Origin of the sequence: Pandoraea morbifera, assembly GCF_902459575.1 — a bacterium.
GTDB lineage: Bacteria > Pseudomonadota > Gammaproteobacteria > Burkholderiales > Burkholderiaceae > Pandoraea > Pandoraea morbifera.
On the sequence record NZ_CABPSD010000010.1, the window covers coordinates 1 to 18,540 of the forward strand.

The window sequence follows — 18,540 nt, forward strand, 5'->3', positions numbered from 1 at the left end:
TTGGTGGGGCGTGAGTGACTCGAACACTCGACCTACGGATTAAGAGTCCGCTGCTCTACCAACTGAGCTAACGCCCCGAAATAACCGGGAATAAAAAAGGCTGCACGGCGCAGCAGCTTTTTTCGGAATTCGTTTGGTGGGGCGTGAGTGACTCGAACACTCGACCTACGGATTAAGAGTCCGCTGCTCTACCAACTGAGCTAACGCCCCAACGAGACCGAGATAATATCGGCTCTTCCGCATGGGGTCAACCCTTAATGAAGAAAATCCGCAAAATGGCTCAGGCGAGCAGCGGGACGAGCTCAAACGCGAGTACCGCGAGCACGGCGCCGACCACGACGAGCAGCGAGCGCCAGCACATTCGCAGCGTGCCTTTGCAGGGCATGGCACCAACGACGATCGCACCGAATACCGCGATCGCGAACATGGTCACGAGTTGGGCGTTGGAGAGGTTGGGCATGAGCATCGTCGAATCTCCCTGCCTTGATTACGCGATGTGGAACGCGCTTCAAGTATAGAAAGCGGCACTCTCCAAGCAAAGCGGCGCGGCAACCGGGATTTCCCCAGTGGCCGCGCCGTGCGTGCTTGCGTTACGAAATTTCCGATGCGTTGCCTTTTTCGGCTGCCGTGCCGGCGTTTCGCCAACGTCTTGCCCGGATGATTCTACGATTCGAAGTTACTCGGGCAGATCGAGAATCAGAATGATGGTCCACGCGTCTTCGCCTTCGTGATGGTACTGACGTTCCACCACGATGAACGGTTGCTTCTTGTCGCCCTGGCCGAGGAACAGCACGTCGCCTTCGGCCGGCATGCATTCGATCGGTGGCAACGCGAGAGGAGTGCCCTTGGGGACGAGTCGTTCAGCCTTCTTGGCCGCACGTTCGGTCCACTCGATATCGAATTCGATCTGACTCACCGGATGATCCTGTCTATGCAAATTGAAACGGCTGCATGGTAGCACGCAGTCCGGGCAGGTCAAGACAAGTGGAGGGCTACGCTCGACGTCGGTGTCGGAAACGAGGTGACGCAACACAGGCCGGCGATGCCGTCCTGCCTGTGCGCGTCATGCCGCGCCACCGGGGTACGGCGACACGGCGAGGGGCCGCAAGTGCACGGCGATGCCGTGGCAGACAACATTCAGGGGTTCGAGTGCCGCATCTCGCCGTTCTGGCGCGCGCGGACCAGTTCCTCGTATACCTGCGCGCGGGTCTTCGCCGGCACAGTGGCGCGATCGGGGAACGCCGGGTATTCGTAATCGTTTTGCGGGATGAGACCTTGTGCGCGGGCTTCGGCCAGTTCCTCGCGCACTTGTTCGCGCGACACTTGCGAGGCGGGCGAGGCGGATGACGTTTGTGCGATCCAGGCGAACTGCGAACCTTCGGGGTATGCGTCGCTGGTTCGGCCTGACTGTGCAAAGGCGCTCCCGGCGGCGGTGATCAGCACGGCCGACATCAGGGCTGAGGCAATGCGTTGGCGATTCATGATGAGTTTTCCTGTTTTCTTCGACTGCGGGCGGGCAGTGCATCGGTACCGGCACCTCGCTGGAGACGGTGCGGTATGCATTGCCTGTGGCCGTTGAAAGCAGGATAGGGGTTCGGCTATCGCAGAAAAACAGCGATTGCGCCAAGGAATCATTACGTAAATCGCAATAATGCAGGCGGACGCCATGCGAAAAAGGAACGCCACCTCGGCGGTGGCGTTCTTTTGCTCTGCGCATGGGAATATCGAGGTTGCGGCAACCGCAGGCCTGACTTCTGCAACGCGTCCCCGGTGCGACCGCAACGCGTTGTCAGCGCGTGGCGATCGCGACGGCGGCGCCTGCCATGACCGTGCCTGTCGCGCGATTCAGGCGCCGCACCGCGCGCGCGGAGCTGAGCAGTCGTCGCGCCCGTGCGGCGAGCGCGATGTACGAGCCGAACACAATGGCGAGCACCGTGAGGGTGACGCCGACGACTTCGAGGTAACCGAGTGCCGTGACGCGCTGCAAGTCGAGCAGGTTGGGCAGCAGGGCAAAGTAAAACACCACGACCTTCGGATTGCCCATGGTCACCGACAGGCCGCCAAGGAACAGGCGCCACGATTGTTCTCGCGGCGCGGCGCTCAACGGCTCGGTGGGCGCGATGGCGGGTGCGTGCCACATCTTCCAGGCGAGGTAGAGGAGATAGGCGGCACCCGCGTACTTGATCGCCAGGAAAACGCCCGAGAAGGTGTGCGCCAACGCGGCCACACCGAGCACGGCCAGCGTGAGCCAGACGACGTCGCCGATCGCGACACCGGCGGAAAAGGCGACCGCGCCTTGCGTGCCGCGTCCAAGCACGCGCGCCACGATCGCGGCGATGCCCGGCCCGGGCGTGCCTGCGCCCACGAACAGGGCCAGGGCGAAAGTCAGCAAATGTGTCCAGTCCATCGCGGTGTCTCCTCGCGGTGATGACGATCCGTTTGATTCGGAAGGGGGCGCTCACGGGGCCCCGACGATTACCCGCGCGTGCCGTCGCCCGTCGCTGTTACGGTAACTCGGGCGTCTCAGGCGCCGATCCAGGGCAAATTGCGGAAGCACCAGCCGCTGACGTGCTTGCGGTGGCCGGCGCTGTCCTTGTCGCCCTCGAAGCCTTCAAGGATGTCGAACGACTTCGTGAACCCGGCCTCATACGCGACCTTGGCAGCCGCCTTGGAGCGCGCGGCGCTGCGGCACAGGAACAGCAACGGTGCATGCTTGTCAGGGGCCTGCGACGTCAACTGCTCCAGAAAATGCTCGTTGGGCACGCCGCCCGGATACCGCACCCATTCGACGTTGGCGTACTGGCCGTCCGGCACTTGCGGGCGGCCCACCCAGTCGAGTTCGGCGCGGGTGCGCACATCGATCAGACGCACGTTCGCGTCGGCATTGAGCAGCGCCATTGCTTCTTCGGGCGTCACCGCGCCGGCGTAGGCGAGTTGTCCGGTGGCACGGCGTTGTTCGGCTTGTTCGAGAATGGCTTTGGCGCTTGTCATATTGCTGTGATCTCGCTGGTCGAAGGTTGTCCTTCATTCTAGCGTGCACTTTGCGGGAGGTGCGCATTCCGTGAATCGGACAAATGTCGCCCGGCGGTGGGCGTGAGGCGGACGTGCAAAGGCGTGGCGCGGTATCGCGCATCCGGACGGTGCGAGTCGCTGCACAACTTCGGATCGTCGGTGACCGACGGCAGCACCGAAAAGGTGCATAATCCAAGAATGCACCATATCGGGGATGTTTTGTGGCGTGACGCACCGAAATGGAGAATCGCGGTCCACAAGCGGGAATTCGGCGCTGGTCGCACCAGAATCGATTATTTCCTTAGAAATCAGGGGGGGAGGATGATGCGAGGCGAGTCGATGCAGCATTGGCACGCTTCCTGCTTAACACAGGCGAATCCGAACACGGAGTTCGTTAAGAGGGTGCGGCGACGCGGGCGATGAGCGCCAGCAGCGCCAGATTGAATCTTTCGGGAGATAGCATGAGCAAATCTGTGGCAGATGTGATGAATCTGGTTAAGGAAGAGGACGTCAAGTTCGTCGACTTCCGCTTTACCGACACGCGCGGTAAGGAACAACACGTCTCGGTGCCGGTGTCGCACTTCGACGCGGACAAGTTCGAGAGCGGCCACGCTTTCGACGGTTCGTCGATCGCAGGCTGGAAGGGCATCGAAGCCTCGGACATGCTGCTGGTGCCGGACGCGAACACCGCGTACGTCGACCCGTTCTACGAAGAAAGCACGCTGGTGCTGACCTGCGACGTGATCGAACCGGCCGACGGCAAGGGCTATGACCGCGATCCGCGCTCGATCGCCAAGCGCGCCGAAGCCTATCTGAAGAGCACGGGCCTGGGCGACACCGCCTTCTTCGGTCCGGAGCCGGAATTCTTCATTTTCGACTCGGTCCAGTGGAAGACCGACATGTCGGGCACGTTCGTGAAGATCAACTCGGAAGAAGCCCCGTGGTCGTCGTCGCAAGACTTCGAAGGCGGCAACACCGGCCACCGTCCGGGCACGAAGGGCGGCTACTTCCCGGTCGCGCCGGTCGACACGTTCCAGGACATGCGCTCGGAAATGTGCCTGTTGCTCGAGCAACTCGGCGTGCCCGTGGAAGTCCACCACCACGAAGTCGCAGGCCAGGGCCAGAACGAAATCGGCACGAAGTTCTCGACGCTGGTTCAGCGCGCTGACTGGACGCAGATCCTGAAGTACGTGGTGCACAACGTGGCGCACAGCTACGGCAAGACGGCCACGTTCATGCCGAAGCCGATCGTTGGCGACAACGGCTCGGGCATGCACATCCACCAGTCGATCTGGAAGGACGGCCAGAACCTGTTCGCCGGTAACGGCTACGGCGGTCTGTCGGAGTTCGCGCTGTATTACATTGGCGGCATCATCAAGCACGCCCGTGCCCTGAACGCGATCACGAACCCGTCGACGAACTCGTACAAGCGTCTCGTGCCGCACTTCGAAGCGCCGGTGAAGCTGGCCTACTCGGCCCGTAACCGCTCGGCCTCGATCCGCATTCCGTACGTTGCCAACCCGAAGGGCCGCCGCATCGAAGCGCGCTTCCCGGATCCGATGGCCAACCCGTACCTGGCATTCTCGGCCATGCTCATGGCCGGCCTGGACGGCGTGCAGAACAAGATTCATCCGGGCGAGGCTGCCGACAAGAACCTGTACGACCTGCCGCCGGAAGAGGATGCAAAGATCCCGACCGTGTGCGCGAGCCTCGAACAGGCCCTCGAGTATCTGAACGAAGACCGCGAGTTCCTTACGCGCGGCGGCGTGTTCACCGACGGCATGCTCGATTCGTACATCGCACTGAAGACGGACGAAGCGCGCCGAGTGGCCATGACCACGCACCCGCTCGAGTTCGAACTGTACTACTCGCTGTAATCGAATCGCTGCGCAGGGAATGCGCCGGCATGACGGAACGCCAGCGGCCGACCGTCATGCTCGACATGCAAGGGGGGATGGCCGCGGCCGTCCCCCTTTTTTATCCGTCGCCGCAAGGCGAATTCCAGCGTAGCGGATCATGAACCTATCGCCCCGATCCTTGATGAAAAGTGTCCGCGCTGGTGCGAAAGGGCAGACTGCAAGTCCACACGCGCCTGCCACTGAAGACGCGCCTCCCGGCGTTGGCGCCGTGCCTGGCCAGGCGTCTGTGTTGCCCGCGAGTGTCGATCCGTGGGAGGCAAAGCTCCTGGCCACCGGCATCCTGCCCGGCCTCGAAGCCTTGCCCACCGTGCTGCTCGTGCTTGAAAAGCACTCGCTGCGCGTGGTCTTCGCGAACCCGGCGGCCGAGGCCCTGCTCGCGCTCTCGCGCCGCTCGCTGTCGCAGATGACGTGGAACGACGTGTTCACGAATGGCGAGGTGCTCGCGTCGACGATGGTCGACCTCATTGCCAACCGCTTTCAGACCACACGCCTCGATCTGGTGCTCGAGCGCACCGCGCAGGAGCCTTTGCACACACACGCGATCGTCGCGGCTCCCGAGTCGGCCCCCGATTTCGTGATCGTCGAGCTGATCGAGAACGAGCAGAAGCTCAAAAACGAGCGCGAAGAACGCATCATCGATCAGGCGCTGATGAACAAGCAGCTCATTCGCAATCTGGCGCATGAGATCAAGAACCCCCTGGGCGGCATTCGCGGGGCGGCGCAGTTGCTTGAATTCGAGCTGGACCAGCGCGAGTTGCGCGAGTACACGCAGGTCATTATCAAGGAGTCCGACCGGTTGCAAACGCTGGTCGACCGACTGCTCGAACCTCACCGGCATCCGTACATCGCCACCGACGTGAACATTCACGAGGTCTGCGAGCGCGTGCGCTCGGTAGTGCTCGCGGAGTTCCCGCAGGGCCTGTCGATCGAGCGGGATTACGACGTGAGCCTGCCGGATTTTCGTGGTGACAAGGAGCAACTCATTCAGGCGTTGCTCAACATCGTGCGCAACGGTGCGGAAGCCTTGCGCGAGCAGATCGCGCGCGGCGATGCACGCATCGTGTTGCGCACGCGCGTGGCGCGAAAGATCACGATTGCCAAGCGACTGCACAAGCTGGCATTGGAATTGCATGTGATCGACAACGGGCCTGGCATTCCCGCCGACATTCGCGATCGCATCTTCTACCCGCTCGTTTCCGGGCGCGAGGGAGGAAGCGGTCTGGGACTCACGCTGGCGCAGTCGTTCGTGCAGCGTCACGACGGTCTGATCGAATGCGAAAGCCGGCCCGGACGGACGGATTTTCGAATCCTGCTGCCCCTGGGCTGATTCGGCCCTCACGCCGTTGGCCGTAGCACCTGCGGCCGGGCATAGACGTTACACGGTGAACAATGAAGCCGATCTGGATAGTAGACGACGACCAATCGATTCGATGGGTGCTGGAAAAGGCGCTCACGCGCGCCAATTTGCCGGTGCGCAGCTTTACAGGCCCGCGCGAGGCGAGCGCAGCGCTTGAGCACGACTCGCCGCAGGTGCTGGTCTCGGACATCCGCATGGCGGGCGGGTCCGGGCTCGAACTGCTGCAAACGGTCAAACAGCGGTTTCCGGGGCTGCCGGTCATCATCATGACCGCATTCTCGGACCTCGACAGCGCGGTCGCCGCGTTTCAGGGCGGGGCGTTCGAGTACCTGGCCAAGCCGTTCGACGTGGATCGCGCGGTCGAGCTGATCCTTCGCGCGGTCGAAGAAAGTCTGCGTGAAGCCACCGATGATGAGCGCATCACCGAAGAGCCCGAGATTCTCGGTCAGGCGAGCGCGATGCAGGACGTGTTTCGTGCCATCGGGCGCTTGTCGCACTCGAGCGCAACGGTGCTGATCACCGGCGAGTCGGGCTCGGGCAAGGAACTGGTCGCGCGGGCGCTGCATCGGCATTCGCCGCGCGCGTCCGGACCGTTCATCGCGCTCAACACGGCGGCGATTCCCAAAGATCTTCTGGAGTCCGAACTGTTCGGTCACGAGCGCGGTGCGTTCACGGGCGCGCAGGCGACACGTCGCGGCCGTTTTGAGCAAGCCGAGAGCGGCACCCTGTTTCTCGACGAAATTGGCGACATGCCGCTGGATCTGCAAACGCGGCTGTTGCGCGTGCTCTCGGACGGCAATTACTACCGCGTGGGCGGGCACAGCCCGATCAAGGCGAACGTGCGCGTCATCGCCGCCACGCACCAGAATCTCGAAGACCGCGTGCGTCAGGGCCTGTTCCGCGAGGACTTGTATCACCGGCTTAACGTGATTCGTCTGCGCTTGCCGTCGTTGCGCGAGCGCAGCGAGGACATCCCGCTGCTGGTGCGCCATTTCCTGCAAAAGAGCGCGCGGGAGTTGGGCGTCGAGACCAAGCGCATCAGCGAGGCGGCGCTGGCGCATCTGACGCGCTTCCCGTTCCCCGGAAACGTGCGCCAACTGGAAAACCTGAGCAACTGGCTAACCGTCATGGCGCCGGCGCAGACCGTGGAGATCAAGGATCTGCCCCCCGAATTCCAGACGCTTGCGCCCGCATCGATTTCCGCCGGTGCAAGCGTCCCCGCGTATGCCGGGGCGCCTGCACCGGCGGGCGCCGCACCTGTGGGCGCTGGCGCGCCCGGTTATGGCGTCGGCGGCGGCGCATCGGTGTCAGGCGCGGCGGGCATGGCGAACGGGATGCCGATGGCATCGGGCGCGTCCGCACCCGCCGGGGTGGGCGCGACGCCCGGGGACATGGCCGGCGCGGAGAGCTGGGAGCCGATCTTGCGTCGCGAGGTCGCCCGGCTGCTGCGCTCGGCGTCGCCCGACGTCATGGATCAGCTCACGCGCCGCTTCGAAACGGCCCTCATCAACGAGGCCCTCGATTTCACGCGTGGACGAAAGGTCGAGGCGGCCAGCCGTCTCGGCATCGGTCGGAACACCATCACGCGCAAGATCCAGGAGCTCGGGCTGGAAACCTGAGGCGAATCGCGGTAGCCTTGCACGCTTTACGAACGAGCGACGAGGGGCCGACACATGGCAAAACGCATCCTGTTGACAGGCGCTACCGGGCAGGTGGGCTGGGAATTGGCACGTTGCCTGCAGGGCATGGGCGAGGTGCATGCGCCCGGCCGTCAGGCAATGGACCTGCTCGATACCGACAGCGTGGTGCGTACCTTGCGCGATTTCGCGCCCGACGTGATTGTCAATCCGGCGGCCTATACGGCCGTCGATCGGGCAGAGACGGACGAGGCGGCCGCGTATCAGGTCAACGCCGTGGTGCCGGGAATCATGGCCGAAGAAGCCCGGCGCCTCGGCGCGCTCGTCGTGCATTACTCCACCGATTACGTTTTCGACGGCACCTCCACCACGCCGTATCGCGAAGACGAACCCACCCATCCGCAAAATGCCTACGGCCGCACCAAACTGGCCGGCGAGGCCGCCATCGCGGCCAGTGGCGCGAATCACCTGATTCTGCGCACCAGTTGGGTCTATGGAACGCGCGGGGCGAACTTCCTGCTCACGGTGCAACGGCTCGCACGCGAGCGTGACGAGCTGCGCATCGTCGCCGATCAGCAGGGCGCGCCGACCTGGTGCCGAACGATCGCCGAGCTCACCTCCCAGGTATTGGTGCAGGGGATGGGCGAATCCGGAATCGACGCCGACTTCTGGCGCGAGCGTGGCGGTCTCTACCACCTGACGGCCGCAGGACAGACGACCTGGCACGGCTTCACCGAGGCAATCCTCGATTTGAGCCAACCGGAGAAGCGTCCCAACGTTGTGCCGATTCCGACTTCCGCTTATCCCTTGCCGGCAAAGCGTCCGGCGTATTCGGTGCTGGACAACGACAAGCTGGCGCGTACATTTGGCTTGCGGGCGCCCGACTGGCGTGACGCGCTCGCGCTCTGTCTCGCCTGACCCGACGCACGGTTGCCGCGTCCTCACGGCGCTGCGTGAAATCGGAAATTCCTTAGCGCGCAGCGCTCCGTTCCTTCGGCACTATGGTCGCTTTTTGCGCGCGCCCGGGCGCGCGCGAAGGAGCGATGCAGCATGCCGATTCCCTACGCCGTTTCCAGTCGGGGACACGCGTCGAATGCCGCCCACCTGCGCGATGCCGGCGGTGTCTCCCGCGATCCGGCATTGACATCCGTCGACGCCGCCGCGCACAGCGCCGCGCCCCCCGAGACGCTGCGGCGCATCTTCCTGCGAGCCAATGGCGACGAACGACGCGTGATGTCGTTGCAGGTGGCGTGGATGGTTCACGTTTTCACGCGCGATCGGGGCGGGGCTCGTGGTCACACCGTCGAGCGGCCGAACGTTCGCGCCGAGGCCGTGCGAGGCGACTTGCCGTTCGACAAGGCGGCTCTGAAACGGGCTTGGGCGACGCAGTTTCCCCACTTGTTGGACGATGGCCGGGCCGGGCCGGCGGTCAGGGACCTGATCGCGTGGTGTCGGGCACGTCGCGCGCCCGCTGCGGCCACGTCGCTCTGGCATTGGCTGCCGCTGGGGGAGAAAGCGGCTGCCGACGCGTCCGTCTGCGCGCAGCGGGTCATGCGCGAATGGCCGGCCTCCGTGCTTGGCGTTGCGCTGACGCTCTCGCAATTGCGCAACGCCGTGCTCCCCGATCTGCACCTTCCTAACGCCGATTTGCGCGGACTCGTGGCGCCGGGCGCCGACTTCCGCGGCAGTCATTTCAACGGCGCACGCTGGTGCGGCGCTTCGTTGCGCGGCGTGCGCATGACATACGCCAACCTGCTTCGTGCCGACTTCGAGCGTGCCGAGCTTCGCGAGAGCTGTTTCCGGGCGACCGATATCAGCGGGGCGCGGCTGGTTGCGACCGATCTGCGCGGCGCGGTCTTCGCTCATACGGTGGCGCGCAATGCCGACTTCAGCGAGGCACGATGCGATGGACTGGTGTCGACGAGCGCGCGGCTGGACGAGTCGTCGTTTCACCTCGCCGGCCTGCGTGGGGCGTCGCTCACGGGCGGAAGCGCGCACGGCGCGCGGCTGGTGGGGGCGGCGGCTCGGCGGTCGCGATGGACGGCCGTCGCCATGCGTGGCGCGAGATGGGTCGGCGCCGACCTGCGAAGTGCGGAATTCGGTCAGTGCGATCTGCGCGAATCGGACCTGCGGGGCGCGAAACTCAGCGACGTCCACTTCGACCGGTGCGATCTTCGCAACGCACGCTTCGCCGGAGCGGCGCTGAAGCGCGTGCGCCTGGGCGCGGGCTGCCAATTGGCCGGCACGCAGTGGCATGGGGCGCGGATTCGACTCGACGACGCATGGCTGCGACGTTTGGCACCGTCGGCGCTCGAGGGTGTCGTGCAATCGTGGATGACGCTCCCGCCCGATCAGCCGGCCACGCGTGCCGAAGTCTTCCGGCAATTGCTGATCGCGCTCGGCCCGAAACCCGGCTTGCTGGAGATGGCGCCGGAAGCGGTTCCGGCGATGCACCGCCTGCCTGGGTCCGTTCGGCACAGCGACTGGCTTGGCGCCTTGCTGACGGCATCCGGCGAGGCGGGCGGAGTGGGCGAGCACGAGGCGTTTGCAGGGCTTCGTAGGCAATGGCTGGTGCAGACGCTGCACGAACTTGGCGACACCCCGTTGCCCCGCCGTCGCGCCGAATGGGCGACCGCGCCGCTCGTCGCGGAACTGCATGCGCGATGCCGCCGCGCGGGCGACGAGGGCGGACAAGCCGTCTGGCCGCTTGCCGGCGCCGTCTGCCAGGCGCTCCATTGGACGGGCGAGGGCGTAGGTCAGACCGACGTGCGGCACGTGAACGCGCTGCGAGCCGCCTGGTCCTGTGCGCTGCCGCCAGGGGTCCGCGCGGCCTTGTCGGCGGACGGGGATGACCCGTCAGGCCCCGGCTACTCGGTGCTGCTCAGGGAAGATGGCGAGGTGGCGGCCCGGTTGCCGACGGCGCTGATCCGGTGCGTTCTCGGATCCGTCGACGGCGGCGCGCCCGAGGCGAGCGATATGTCGCTCGCGTGCGAAACGCTGCCGGGCTGGCGCTGGCGGGGCACACAGGTCGCGACCCGCGATCCGGAATCGGCGGTGGGTTATGGGCCGGGTACGATCGCGCACCTTCGGAGCCTGTTGCGCGAGTTCGGTTTTCTGTCAGGGCTCTGGCCACCGGAACCGCCGCTCGATGCGTTTGTTCGCCTGATGGGGCGTTGGTTCGGCGAGGAGGGCCGTCATCGTGCTGTCTGGGCATGCACGGAGCAAGGGCTTTCGCGGTCCTTCGAGGCCGGCATGGGTGGCGTGGATGGTATGGGAGGCACGGACGGGCCAGTGGTGTCGGTGGCCGGCCCCGACGCAAATGACTGCCTGAGCCTTGCCGACCGCCGCGAAGCGTTGCTGCGTGTCGGCCGGTCGCCGGAGCAGGTCCGTTGGCTACCGGCTGCGCAGGCGGACGTCGATGACGTGTTTCGTGGCGCTCCCATAAGCGCGTCGGGCTTGCCGGGCTCATCGAGCCTGTCGGCGCAAGAAGCGGCGCTTGGTCCCGCGGCGGTTCGCCGGGCCCGGTGGGCTGCCCTCGCGGCTGCCCTGAGTTGGCAGGCCACGCAACCGGCGTGGGGCAATATGCCGGGACGATCCGGCGCCACGCGATCGGCAGACGTGCTGGACGCCTGTCGGGCGTATGCGATCGCCGCGCTCAACGAAACCATGACCGACGTCGCAGCGTCGCGACATTTGCCGCAGGCGCTGGCGTTGCGGGCATGTTTGGCCGATCCGGGGAGCGCGACCGATCGCCTCGCCCTGCGGTTGGCCGAATGGTTGACGTGCGACGAGGTGAGGCAATTGCCGGGGCTGGCGCAGGCATGCGCACAGACACTGCCGTGGTTCTGGGCCATCCGTCTGCCGCTGCCGGGGCCCGCGACATCGCCGTTCGACGGCGCCGGCGCAATATCCGACCCGACAGCCGAGACCGGATGAGCGGGTAATTGACCTGCTTTTTGCCCCGTATTTCGCCCTCAGGTGCCTGGGGCTTTCATGGTAAAAATATGCACACGCATTCCGTTGCCACAAGCGGGTGGCGGTTCCGGCCGGCCGGGGCGTGTGTTTTTCGAAGTTGCCGACATTGGTGGGTTTTGGTCACGGATGCCAGTGCGAAGCGGGTCGCCCAAGACGCGTCCCCACGCGCGGGAATGCGGGGAAGACCGGAGCCTCGTTCCAGGTTTTCAAGGGGCTCACCCCCTCTCAGGCATCATGCACTCGACTGGTATCGCGTCAGGCTATCCGGGGTTCGTGGCGGTCAATCGTCGCGATCTTGACGCCCATGTTCCGCTTTCCTGGCCATTGTTCGACGCCGACGGCACGCCGTTGCTGGCCGCGGGCGAGCGTTTGCCGTCCGAAGCCGATCTGGACTGGCTGTTTACCATGTTCGCTCCGCACCGGCCGTTGCCCGAGGTCGCGGCGATCGGCGAGGCTGCCGGCCGCACCGAGGCTGCGAACGGGGCGTCGCCATTGGGCGGTGGGGCGTCGACCGTGTACTTGCAGGGATTGCCCGTGCCCTTGCCGATCGGGGCGTGGGTTCAGGTGCGGCTGTCGCCCGAGGGTGACACAACGCGCGTGCGGGCTCGGCTCATTGGACGCGCGCCGAACGGCATGCTGATCGTCACGCCACCGTCGTCGGCGCAGACGCGTTTGCCGGTGCAGGCCGGAGACAAACTCGCCATGTGGACGTTTCCCGGCGACAACCTTTACGAGTTCACCTGCGAAGTCGACAGCGTGCACCAAGGTCCGTTCGAGTATCTGGTGCTGTCGCGCCCGTCGCAGGTGCGCGAGACGCCCGTGCGCCGCACGCCTCGCGTCGATACGCGTCTGGTGGCGCGTCTGTCGCCGCTCGATGAATCGACGCGGGCATCGTTCACGCGGATGCTGGCCGAGCCCCGGGATACGCCCGAATGGCTCGTACTGGTGCGCGACATCAGTGCCGACGGCGCGGGTATTGTGACGAAAGCGCCGCTACCGCAGGATTGCCTGCATGTCGCGCTGCAATTGCGGGTCCCGATCGGCGCCGATGTCGTGCCGATCGTCGCCATGGCGGCCGTACGCGGTGTGGATGGACCACGGGCTGACGGAACCTGGGCCTACGGTCTGGAATTCATGCAAATGGACATGCGCAACAAGGCGGCGATCCGCTGCTTCGTCTACGAATCCCGCCTGGCGGACCCGCGCGGCGGTCAATGACCGGCACGCGGGCGCGGCTCAGTCCCTGAACGTGGCGACCACCGGCGCGTGGTCCGAAGGCTGCTCCCAGGTCCGGGGCACACGATCGATTTCGCACGCCGTGCAACGCTCGGCGAGCGTCGACGACACGAGAATGTGATCGATCCGCAGTCCCGCATTGCGGCGGAACGCGCCCATTCGATAGTCCCACCAGCTGAAGGTCTTCTCCGGCTGGTCGAACATGCGGAACGTGTCGCGCAGCCCGAGGCCTTGCAGTCGGGCGAACGCCTGACGCTCCTGGGGCGATACCAGGTTCTGGCCTTCCCATTTCGCCGGATCGTGCACGTCGCGGTCTTCCGGTGCGATGTTGTAGTCGCCCAGCACGGCGAGTTGCGGGTGCCGCTCCATCTCGTCGGAGAGCCAGTGGGTAAGGGCGTCGAGCCAGTTGAGCTTGTAGGCGAACTTGTCGGACCCCACGGCCTGGCCATTGGGGAAATAACCGCAGACGACGCGCACGCCGCCGATGGTTGCCGTAATCAGCCGCTGTTGCTCGTCGGCGAAATTCGGTAAATTCTTCACGAGGTCACTCGCCTCGCCGACCTTGGCGTGATTGACCAGCAGCGCGACGCCGTTGTACGTCTTTTGTCCCGTGAAGTGAGAGGTATAGCCGAGCGCTGCAAGCTCGGTGATCGGGAAGTTCTCGTCGGTGAGCTTCAGTTCCTGCAGGCACAGCACGTCGACGGGATTGCTGCGCAGCCAATCCTGCACATGGCCGAGACGGACCTTGAGCGAATTGACGTTCCAGGTGGCTAATTGCATGAATGTCCTTCGAAGTTGGGCGTCGGGCTCAGCCTTTGACGGCCGGTGCGTGGCTCGGCTGGTCGGATCCGGTGGCGCTCGCGACCGGCAATTGCGGTGCTTGCACGAAATCGTCCAGCGACAGTCCCTTTTCCTTGAGCAATGCTTCGAGCACCGGTTGCAGGCGGCCGAGGCTTTCCTGCACCGCTTCGCGCACCGTATCGACCACGACCTGCGTGCTGCGCTCGATCTCGATATTCACGCGCGTTCCGGCAACCTTTTCCTCGAACGTCGTCATGCGACGCGTCTCCGGAATGAGCCAGACCTCGAACCAGCCCTCCTGACGGTTGACTTCCGACACCGTGAGACTCGCGCCGTTGATCGCGATATAGCCCTTGGCGAATACATACTTCCGAAACGCTTCGGGTATCGCAATGCGCAATACGCGGTTCGTGTCCGACGTGCGCACACTGATGATCTCGGTTGAGAAATCGATGTGACCCGAAAGCGGGTGGCCGCCGATTTCCGCGCCATCCTTGGCCGCGCGCTCGACATTGACCTGTGCCCCGGCGCCGAAGCCGCCGAGTGTAGTGACGTTCAGGCTTTGCAGAATGACGTCGAACGACGCCGCAGTGGGCGAGAGCAGTTGTGTGACCGTCAGGCACACGCCATCGACCGAGACACTGGCACCCAGGGTGAGGTCTTCGCAGAAACCCTCGGGAAAGGCCAGCTCGAGCGTGCGCATGCCGTCGCGATCTTCGATGGACGACAGCGTGGCCGTGCCTTGAACAATTCCGGTGAACATCGTGATGTCGGTAAAAAGAGGTCTTAAGGGCGATGACGCCGTATTCTACTGCCTCGCGGCGATATGACGCTCGCAACGCGTCGTGCTACGATGCCGCCTTTTCCGCTGTTTCCACCATCTCCACGGTTTCCGCCATTTCGCGCGGAATGCAGGGTGGGGCGGCGTTTCGATTGAGCGACATGGGTTTTGAAGGCTGCCTGCTGGCGGAGAATTTCTACTACTGGGCCGAGACGTCGCCCGCGCCGCAAGGGCAATTCCACGGCGTGGTCCACTTCACCGGCTGGCGTGACGTGGACGACGTCATCGAGACGCTGGATCCGGCGCTCACTCACGTGACCCCGGCGTCATATCGCTGGGCCGACGACGCCCTCGAAGCGGCTCACGCACTGGCCGCATCGCTGGTGGCCGAGGGTGCGCTCGGGATCGATTGTTGAGCGCCGAAAGGCGAAAGCCGCAAGCAAAGACGAAAACGGTTCCGCGGGCCGTCCAGGCCCGCCCATCAATGACTGCAACATGACACAGACTAAATTTGAACTTCAGAAGCGTCGCGGTCTGAAGATCGGCGCCGGTGTGCGCCGAGGTCCGCCGACCGGCAAGCAGGTTGGCGCCCAGGGCAAGCGAAGCGCCGGGGGCAGCAAGCTGCTGGGCGCGCTGCTCGGCGCACCGGCCGATGACACGACGCCCGTCGACCCGGCCGGGCAGCGGGACAAGCAGGACTGAGCGGTCACCCGTCGGCTGGGCACTGGCAGCCCCGGCGGCACCTCGAGCGGATGCCCGGCATCGGATGTGAGCCAGGCGGCGACGTCGTTGACGGTGCCGCGCCCGCCGGTCGTTGTGGCGACTCCGATCCTGCGCCGGCCCGATTCAGGGCACGATCGCCAGGAACAGGAAGGCCGCGAAGAGCACCAGGTGAACGGCGCCCTGCAGCACCGTGGTGCGTCCGGTGCCCAGCGTGATCACGCCAACGAGCAGCGTGACGGCCAGCAACACCGTTTCCTTCGGCGCAAGGCCGAGTTCGATCTGCTGATCGAGCACCAGCGACACCGCCGCCACGGTGGGGATCGTCAAGCCGATACTCGCCAGTGCCGAGCCCAACGCCAGATTCAGACTCGTCTGCAGCTTGTTCGCCCGGGCCGCGCGCAGTGCAGCCAGTCCTTCCGGCAACAACACCAGGGCGGCAATCACGATGCCGACGACGGCCTTCGGCGCACCCGCCTGAGCGACCGCCTGTTCGACCGCCGGCGAGAGCTTCTTCGCCAACCCCACGACCGCGAGCAGCGCGACCACCAGCAGCCCCAGGCTCAGTACCGCCGTGCGACGCGACGGCGGGGGAACGTGCACCTCTTCGCTGGGTGCCTTGGCGAGAAAGTAGTCGCGGTGGCTCACTGTCTGCACGAACACGAACACCATGTACAGCACCAGCGAGATCATCCCTTCGAAGGCCAGTTGCGACGCCGTGAGGCCGGGGCCGATCACGGAGCTCGTGTAATTCGGCAATACCAGCGTGAGGACCGACAGGGCGCACAGCACCGCCAGCGCGGCGCTCGCGCCTTCCACGTGAAAGCCCTGCGTGTGGTGGCGCACGCCCCCGAACAGCAGGCACAGGCCGACGATGCCGGTCGACACGATCATGATCGCGGCGAACACCGTGTCGCGCGCGAGACCCGCCTTGTCGGGGCCACCGGAGAGCATGACCGACACGATCAGCGCCACTTCGATGATCGTCACGGCGACAGCAAGCACCAGCGTGCCGAACGGCTCGCCGACCTTGTGGGCGACGGTCTCGGCGTGGTGCACGGCGGCGAACACGGCGCCTGCCAACGCGGCGGCGCACAACACGAGCGCGGCGCCATTGGGCATGAATCCGGCAATACCCAGGACAACGAGGGCCACGATAGGCATATACATGGTCCAGTGGCCCAGCTTGGCGGTCTTTGAGGAGGACATCGTCGGAGACTCCAGAATTCGGGAAACGGGTGCGGCGCGAGATACGGCGGATCAGGCAACGGCGGGAACATTGCCCCGATGAGAACGTCGAGGCGGCGAATCATGGTCGCAGAAAAATGACACCCCGACAACCGAAAGACGTGGGTCGCGAGCGCGGCGACCCGCCAGTCACGGCGGCGCTGGAAGGCGCATGGACGCTCGATTGGCATCGCTCGCACCATGACCCCGACCCGGCATGCACGACGGCGTTCCTCGGTCAAACGGTGCTGCGTGCGCAGAGATGGCGGGCACGGCAGGCGAGCGGATGGACGCTCCGCCGTTGACACACCATCAGTGACAAGCGTAGTGTTTCGTTCATTGGTCTTACCACTAAATGCCAGAGCCGGCGGTTTTCGGTTGGCTTGCATCCTCGATTCATGTCTTTCGAACCCATTGTGCAGGTTTCCGTCTCGGAGCAGGTCGCGCAGCGCCTGCTCACGATGATCCGCACCGGTCTGCTCAAGCCCGGCCAGCAGTTGCCGCCCGAGCGCGACCTCGCGAGCATGCTCGGCGTCGGGCGTCCCGCGGTGCGCGAAGCGATTCGCGGCCTGGCGCTGCTCGGGCTGCTGCGCATCCGGCAGGGCGAGGGCACCTTCGTCGGCTCGCTGGAGATGCGCGAACTGCTTGAGCCGCTCGAGATGGTGATCGAGCTCAATGCGGGCACGCTCGAGGCGTTGTTCGATGCGCGTCTGGTGATCGAACCGGGGGTTGCCGCGCTCGCGGCCACTCGGATGCACGGCGCCGATCTGGCGCGCCTGCATGCGCTCGTCGACGACGAGCAGGCGCTGCTGGCGAGCCCCGAGCAGTTTGCCGCGGCGGACATGGCCTTTCATGAGGCGATCGTCGACGCCTGCGAGAACCCGTTCCTGCAGAGCATTGCGAACAGCCTTTATTTGCTGGGCAAGAAAAGCCGCGGCGTCACGTCGCAGGTGGCCGGCGTATTGGCGCGCAGTCTTGAGGATCATCGAGGGATTCTCGACGCGCTCGAAGCACGCGACCCGGAGCAGGCGGCTCGGGCGATGCGACGTCATCTCTGTCGCGTGCGTGACGCCTATGCCGCGTCGGCCTCGCAGACCCTGGAGGAGCATCCATGAATGGTCGACTGGCGGGCAAGACCGCCGTCATTACGGCAGCCGCGCAAGGCATCGGCCGCGCGACTGTCGAAGCCTACCTGCGCGAGGGCGCGCGCGTGATCGCGACCGACCTCAACGCGCGGACGCTCGCGCAACTCGACGACCATGCGAACCTGCTGCGCCGTCCGCTCGACGTTACCGATCACGTAGCGGTCGCGGCGCTCGCGCATGAACTGGGTGCGATCGACGTGCTATTCAACTGCGCGGGTTTCGTCCATCACGGCTCGATTCTCGAATGCGACGATGCGGCATGGGACTTCTCGTTCGATCTGAACGTCAAGAGCATGTACCGCACCACGCGCGCGTTCCTGCCCGCGATGCTGTCCGCAGGCGGCGGCGCGATCATCAACATGTCGTCGGCCGCTTCGAGCGTGAAGGGGGTGGCCAACCGGTTCGCCTACGGCACGACGAAGGCGGCCGTGATCGGCCTGACGAAGTCGATCGCCGCCGACTTCGTCGGCCGGGGGATTCGCTGCAACGCGATTTGTCCGGGCACGGTGGAGTCGCCTTCGCTGCGCGAGCGTATCGCGACACAGGCTCAGGCAGCGGGTGTAACGCTGGCCGCGGTGCGCGAGCAATTCGTGGCGCGTCAGCCGATGGGCCGCGTGGGGTCTCCCGACGAAATCGCCTCGCTGGCCGTGTACCTGGGTTCCGACGAATCCGCTTTTACCACGGGTGCCATCCATGTGATCGATGGTGGCTGGTCCAATTGATGTCGCAA

General features: G+C 65.1%; 17 protein-coding genes, 2 tRNA genes and 1 pseudogene. 10 read left to right on the forward strand and 10 right to left on the reverse strand.

The window, feature by feature from the left end:
* Nucleotide 1 precedes the first annotated feature (1 nt).
* The 7 genes from PMO31116_RS16410 to PMO31116_RS16440 form a co-directional block, all read right to left on the reverse strand.
* Nucleotides 2–77, reverse strand: a tRNA-Lys gene (locus PMO31116_RS16410).
* 57 nt (nucleotides 78–134) lie between these two features.
* Nucleotides 135–210 (reverse strand) — tRNA-Lys (locus tag PMO31116_RS16415).
* Between the two features lie 70 nt (nucleotides 211–280).
* Complete coding sequence (locus tag PMO31116_RS16420; RefSeq protein WP_023596388.1) at nucleotides 281–466, reverse strand: hypothetical protein; 186 nt, start codon at nucleotides 464–466, stop codon at nucleotides 281–283.
* 210 nt (nucleotides 467–676) lie between these two features.
* A complete protein-coding gene (locus PMO31116_RS16425) occupies nucleotides 677–916 on the reverse strand; it encodes a hypothetical protein (protein WP_039410578.1) in 240 nt (79 codons plus the stop codon).
* Between the two features lie 221 nt (nucleotides 917–1,137).
* Nucleotides 1,138–1,482, reverse strand: a complete 345-nt coding sequence (locus PMO31116_RS23755) for a DUF4148 domain-containing protein (protein ID WP_174971394.1) — start codon at nucleotides 1,480–1,482, stop codon at nucleotides 1,138–1,140.
* A gap of 307 nt (nucleotides 1,483–1,789) precedes the next feature.
* Nucleotides 1,790–2,407, reverse strand: a complete 618-nt coding sequence (locus PMO31116_RS16435) for a LysE family translocator (protein WP_150567683.1) — start codon at nucleotides 2,405–2,407, stop codon at nucleotides 1,790–1,792.
* A gap of 116 nt (nucleotides 2,408–2,523) precedes the next feature.
* Nucleotides 2,524–2,991, reverse strand: a complete 468-nt coding sequence (locus tag PMO31116_RS16440) for a rhodanese-like domain-containing protein (protein WP_150567684.1) — start codon at nucleotides 2,989–2,991, stop codon at nucleotides 2,524–2,526.
* 482 nt (nucleotides 2,992–3,473) lie between these two features.
* Between PMO31116_RS16440 and glnA the strand changes: the two genes are divergently transcribed.
* The 6 genes and pseudogenes from glnA to PMO31116_RS16470 all read left to right on the forward strand — a co-directional run bounded on the left by glnA (nucleotide 3,474) and on the right by PMO31116_RS16470 (nucleotide 13,118).
* Nucleotides 3,474–4,889 (forward strand): type I glutamate--ammonia ligase, encoded by a 1,416-nt coding sequence (gene glnA, locus PMO31116_RS16445; RefSeq protein ID WP_023596383.1) that lies wholly within the window; start codon nucleotides 3,474–3,476, stop codon nucleotides 4,887–4,889.
* 316 nt (nucleotides 4,890–5,205) lie between these two features.
* Nucleotides 5,206–6,258 (forward strand): annotated as a pseudogene (gene glnL / locus PMO31116_RS16450) (nitrogen regulation protein NR(II)); the annotation flags it as partial.
* A 62-nt stretch (nucleotides 6,259–6,320) separates the two neighbouring features.
* Complete coding sequence (gene ntrC / locus PMO31116_RS16455) at nucleotides 6,321–7,907, forward strand: nitrogen regulation protein NR(I) (protein WP_150567686.1); 1,587 nt, start codon at nucleotides 6,321–6,323, stop codon at nucleotides 7,905–7,907.
* A 54-nt stretch (nucleotides 7,908–7,961) separates the two neighbouring features.
* A complete protein-coding gene (gene rfbD / locus PMO31116_RS16460; protein ID WP_150567687.1) occupies nucleotides 7,962–8,843 on the forward strand; it encodes a dTDP-4-dehydrorhamnose reductase in 882 nt (293 codons plus the stop codon).
* A 132-nt stretch (nucleotides 8,844–8,975) separates the two neighbouring features.
* Nucleotides 8,976–11,861: a pentapeptide repeat-containing protein gene (locus tag PMO31116_RS16465; RefSeq protein ID WP_150567688.1), complete on the forward strand. Its 2,886-nt coding sequence runs from the start codon at nucleotides 8,976–8,978 to the stop codon at nucleotides 11,859–11,861.
* A gap of 273 nt (nucleotides 11,862–12,134) precedes the next feature.
* Nucleotides 12,135–13,118, forward strand: coding sequence for a flagellar brake protein (locus tag PMO31116_RS16470; protein WP_174971397.1), 984 nt, complete (start codon nucleotides 12,135–12,137; stop codon nucleotides 13,116–13,118).
* 18 nt (nucleotides 13,119–13,136) lie between these two features.
* On the opposite strand, the gene xth is transcribed toward PMO31116_RS16470, so the two are convergent.
* Both xth and PMO31116_RS16480 read right to left on the reverse strand, forming a co-directional pair.
* Nucleotides 13,137–13,916, reverse strand: a complete 780-nt coding sequence (gene xth / locus PMO31116_RS16475; protein ID WP_150567690.1) for an exodeoxyribonuclease III — start codon at nucleotides 13,914–13,916, stop codon at nucleotides 13,137–13,139.
* Between the two features lie 28 nt (nucleotides 13,917–13,944).
* Entirely contained in the window at nucleotides 13,945–14,700 is a 756-nt protein-coding gene (locus PMO31116_RS16480) for a riboflavin synthase subunit alpha (RefSeq protein WP_150567691.1), read from the reverse strand.
* Between the two features lie 179 nt (nucleotides 14,701–14,879).
* Between PMO31116_RS16480 and PMO31116_RS16485 the strand changes: the two genes are divergently transcribed.
* Nucleotides 14,880–15,134 (forward strand): hypothetical protein, encoded by a 255-nt coding sequence (locus tag PMO31116_RS16485; RefSeq protein ID WP_150567692.1) that lies wholly within the window; start codon nucleotides 14,880–14,882, stop codon nucleotides 15,132–15,134.
* 79 nt (nucleotides 15,135–15,213) lie between these two features.
* Nucleotides 15,214–15,420 carry a hypothetical protein gene (locus PMO31116_RS16490; protein ID WP_150567693.1) on the forward strand — a complete coding sequence of 69 codons (207 nt, stop codon included), beginning with the start codon at nucleotides 15,214–15,216 and terminating at the stop codon, nucleotides 15,418–15,420.
* A gap of 144 nt (nucleotides 15,421–15,564) precedes the next feature.
* Here the strand turns inward: PMO31116_RS16490 and PMO31116_RS16495 are convergent, their stop codons facing one another.
* Nucleotides 15,565–16,647, reverse strand: a complete 1,083-nt coding sequence (locus tag PMO31116_RS16495) for a calcium:cation antiporter (RefSeq protein WP_023596373.1) — start codon at nucleotides 16,645–16,647, stop codon at nucleotides 15,565–15,567.
* A 416-nt stretch (nucleotides 16,648–17,063) separates the two neighbouring features.
* On the opposite strand from PMO31116_RS16495, the gene PMO31116_RS16500 reads away from it, so the two are divergent.
* Nucleotides 17,064–17,780: a FadR/GntR family transcriptional regulator gene (locus PMO31116_RS16500; RefSeq protein WP_150567694.1), complete on the forward strand. Its 717-nt coding sequence runs from the start codon at nucleotides 17,064–17,066 to the stop codon at nucleotides 17,778–17,780.
* The gene (locus PMO31116_RS16505; RefSeq protein WP_150567695.1) at nucleotides 17,777–18,532 is read left to right on the forward strand and encodes an SDR family oxidoreductase; all 756 of its coding nucleotides are present in this window, start codon (nucleotides 17,777–17,779) and stop codon (nucleotides 18,530–18,532) included. The genes PMO31116_RS16500 and PMO31116_RS16505 overlap by 4 nt, the downstream gene beginning before the upstream one ends.
* Nucleotides 18,533–18,540: the final 8 nt, after the last annotated feature.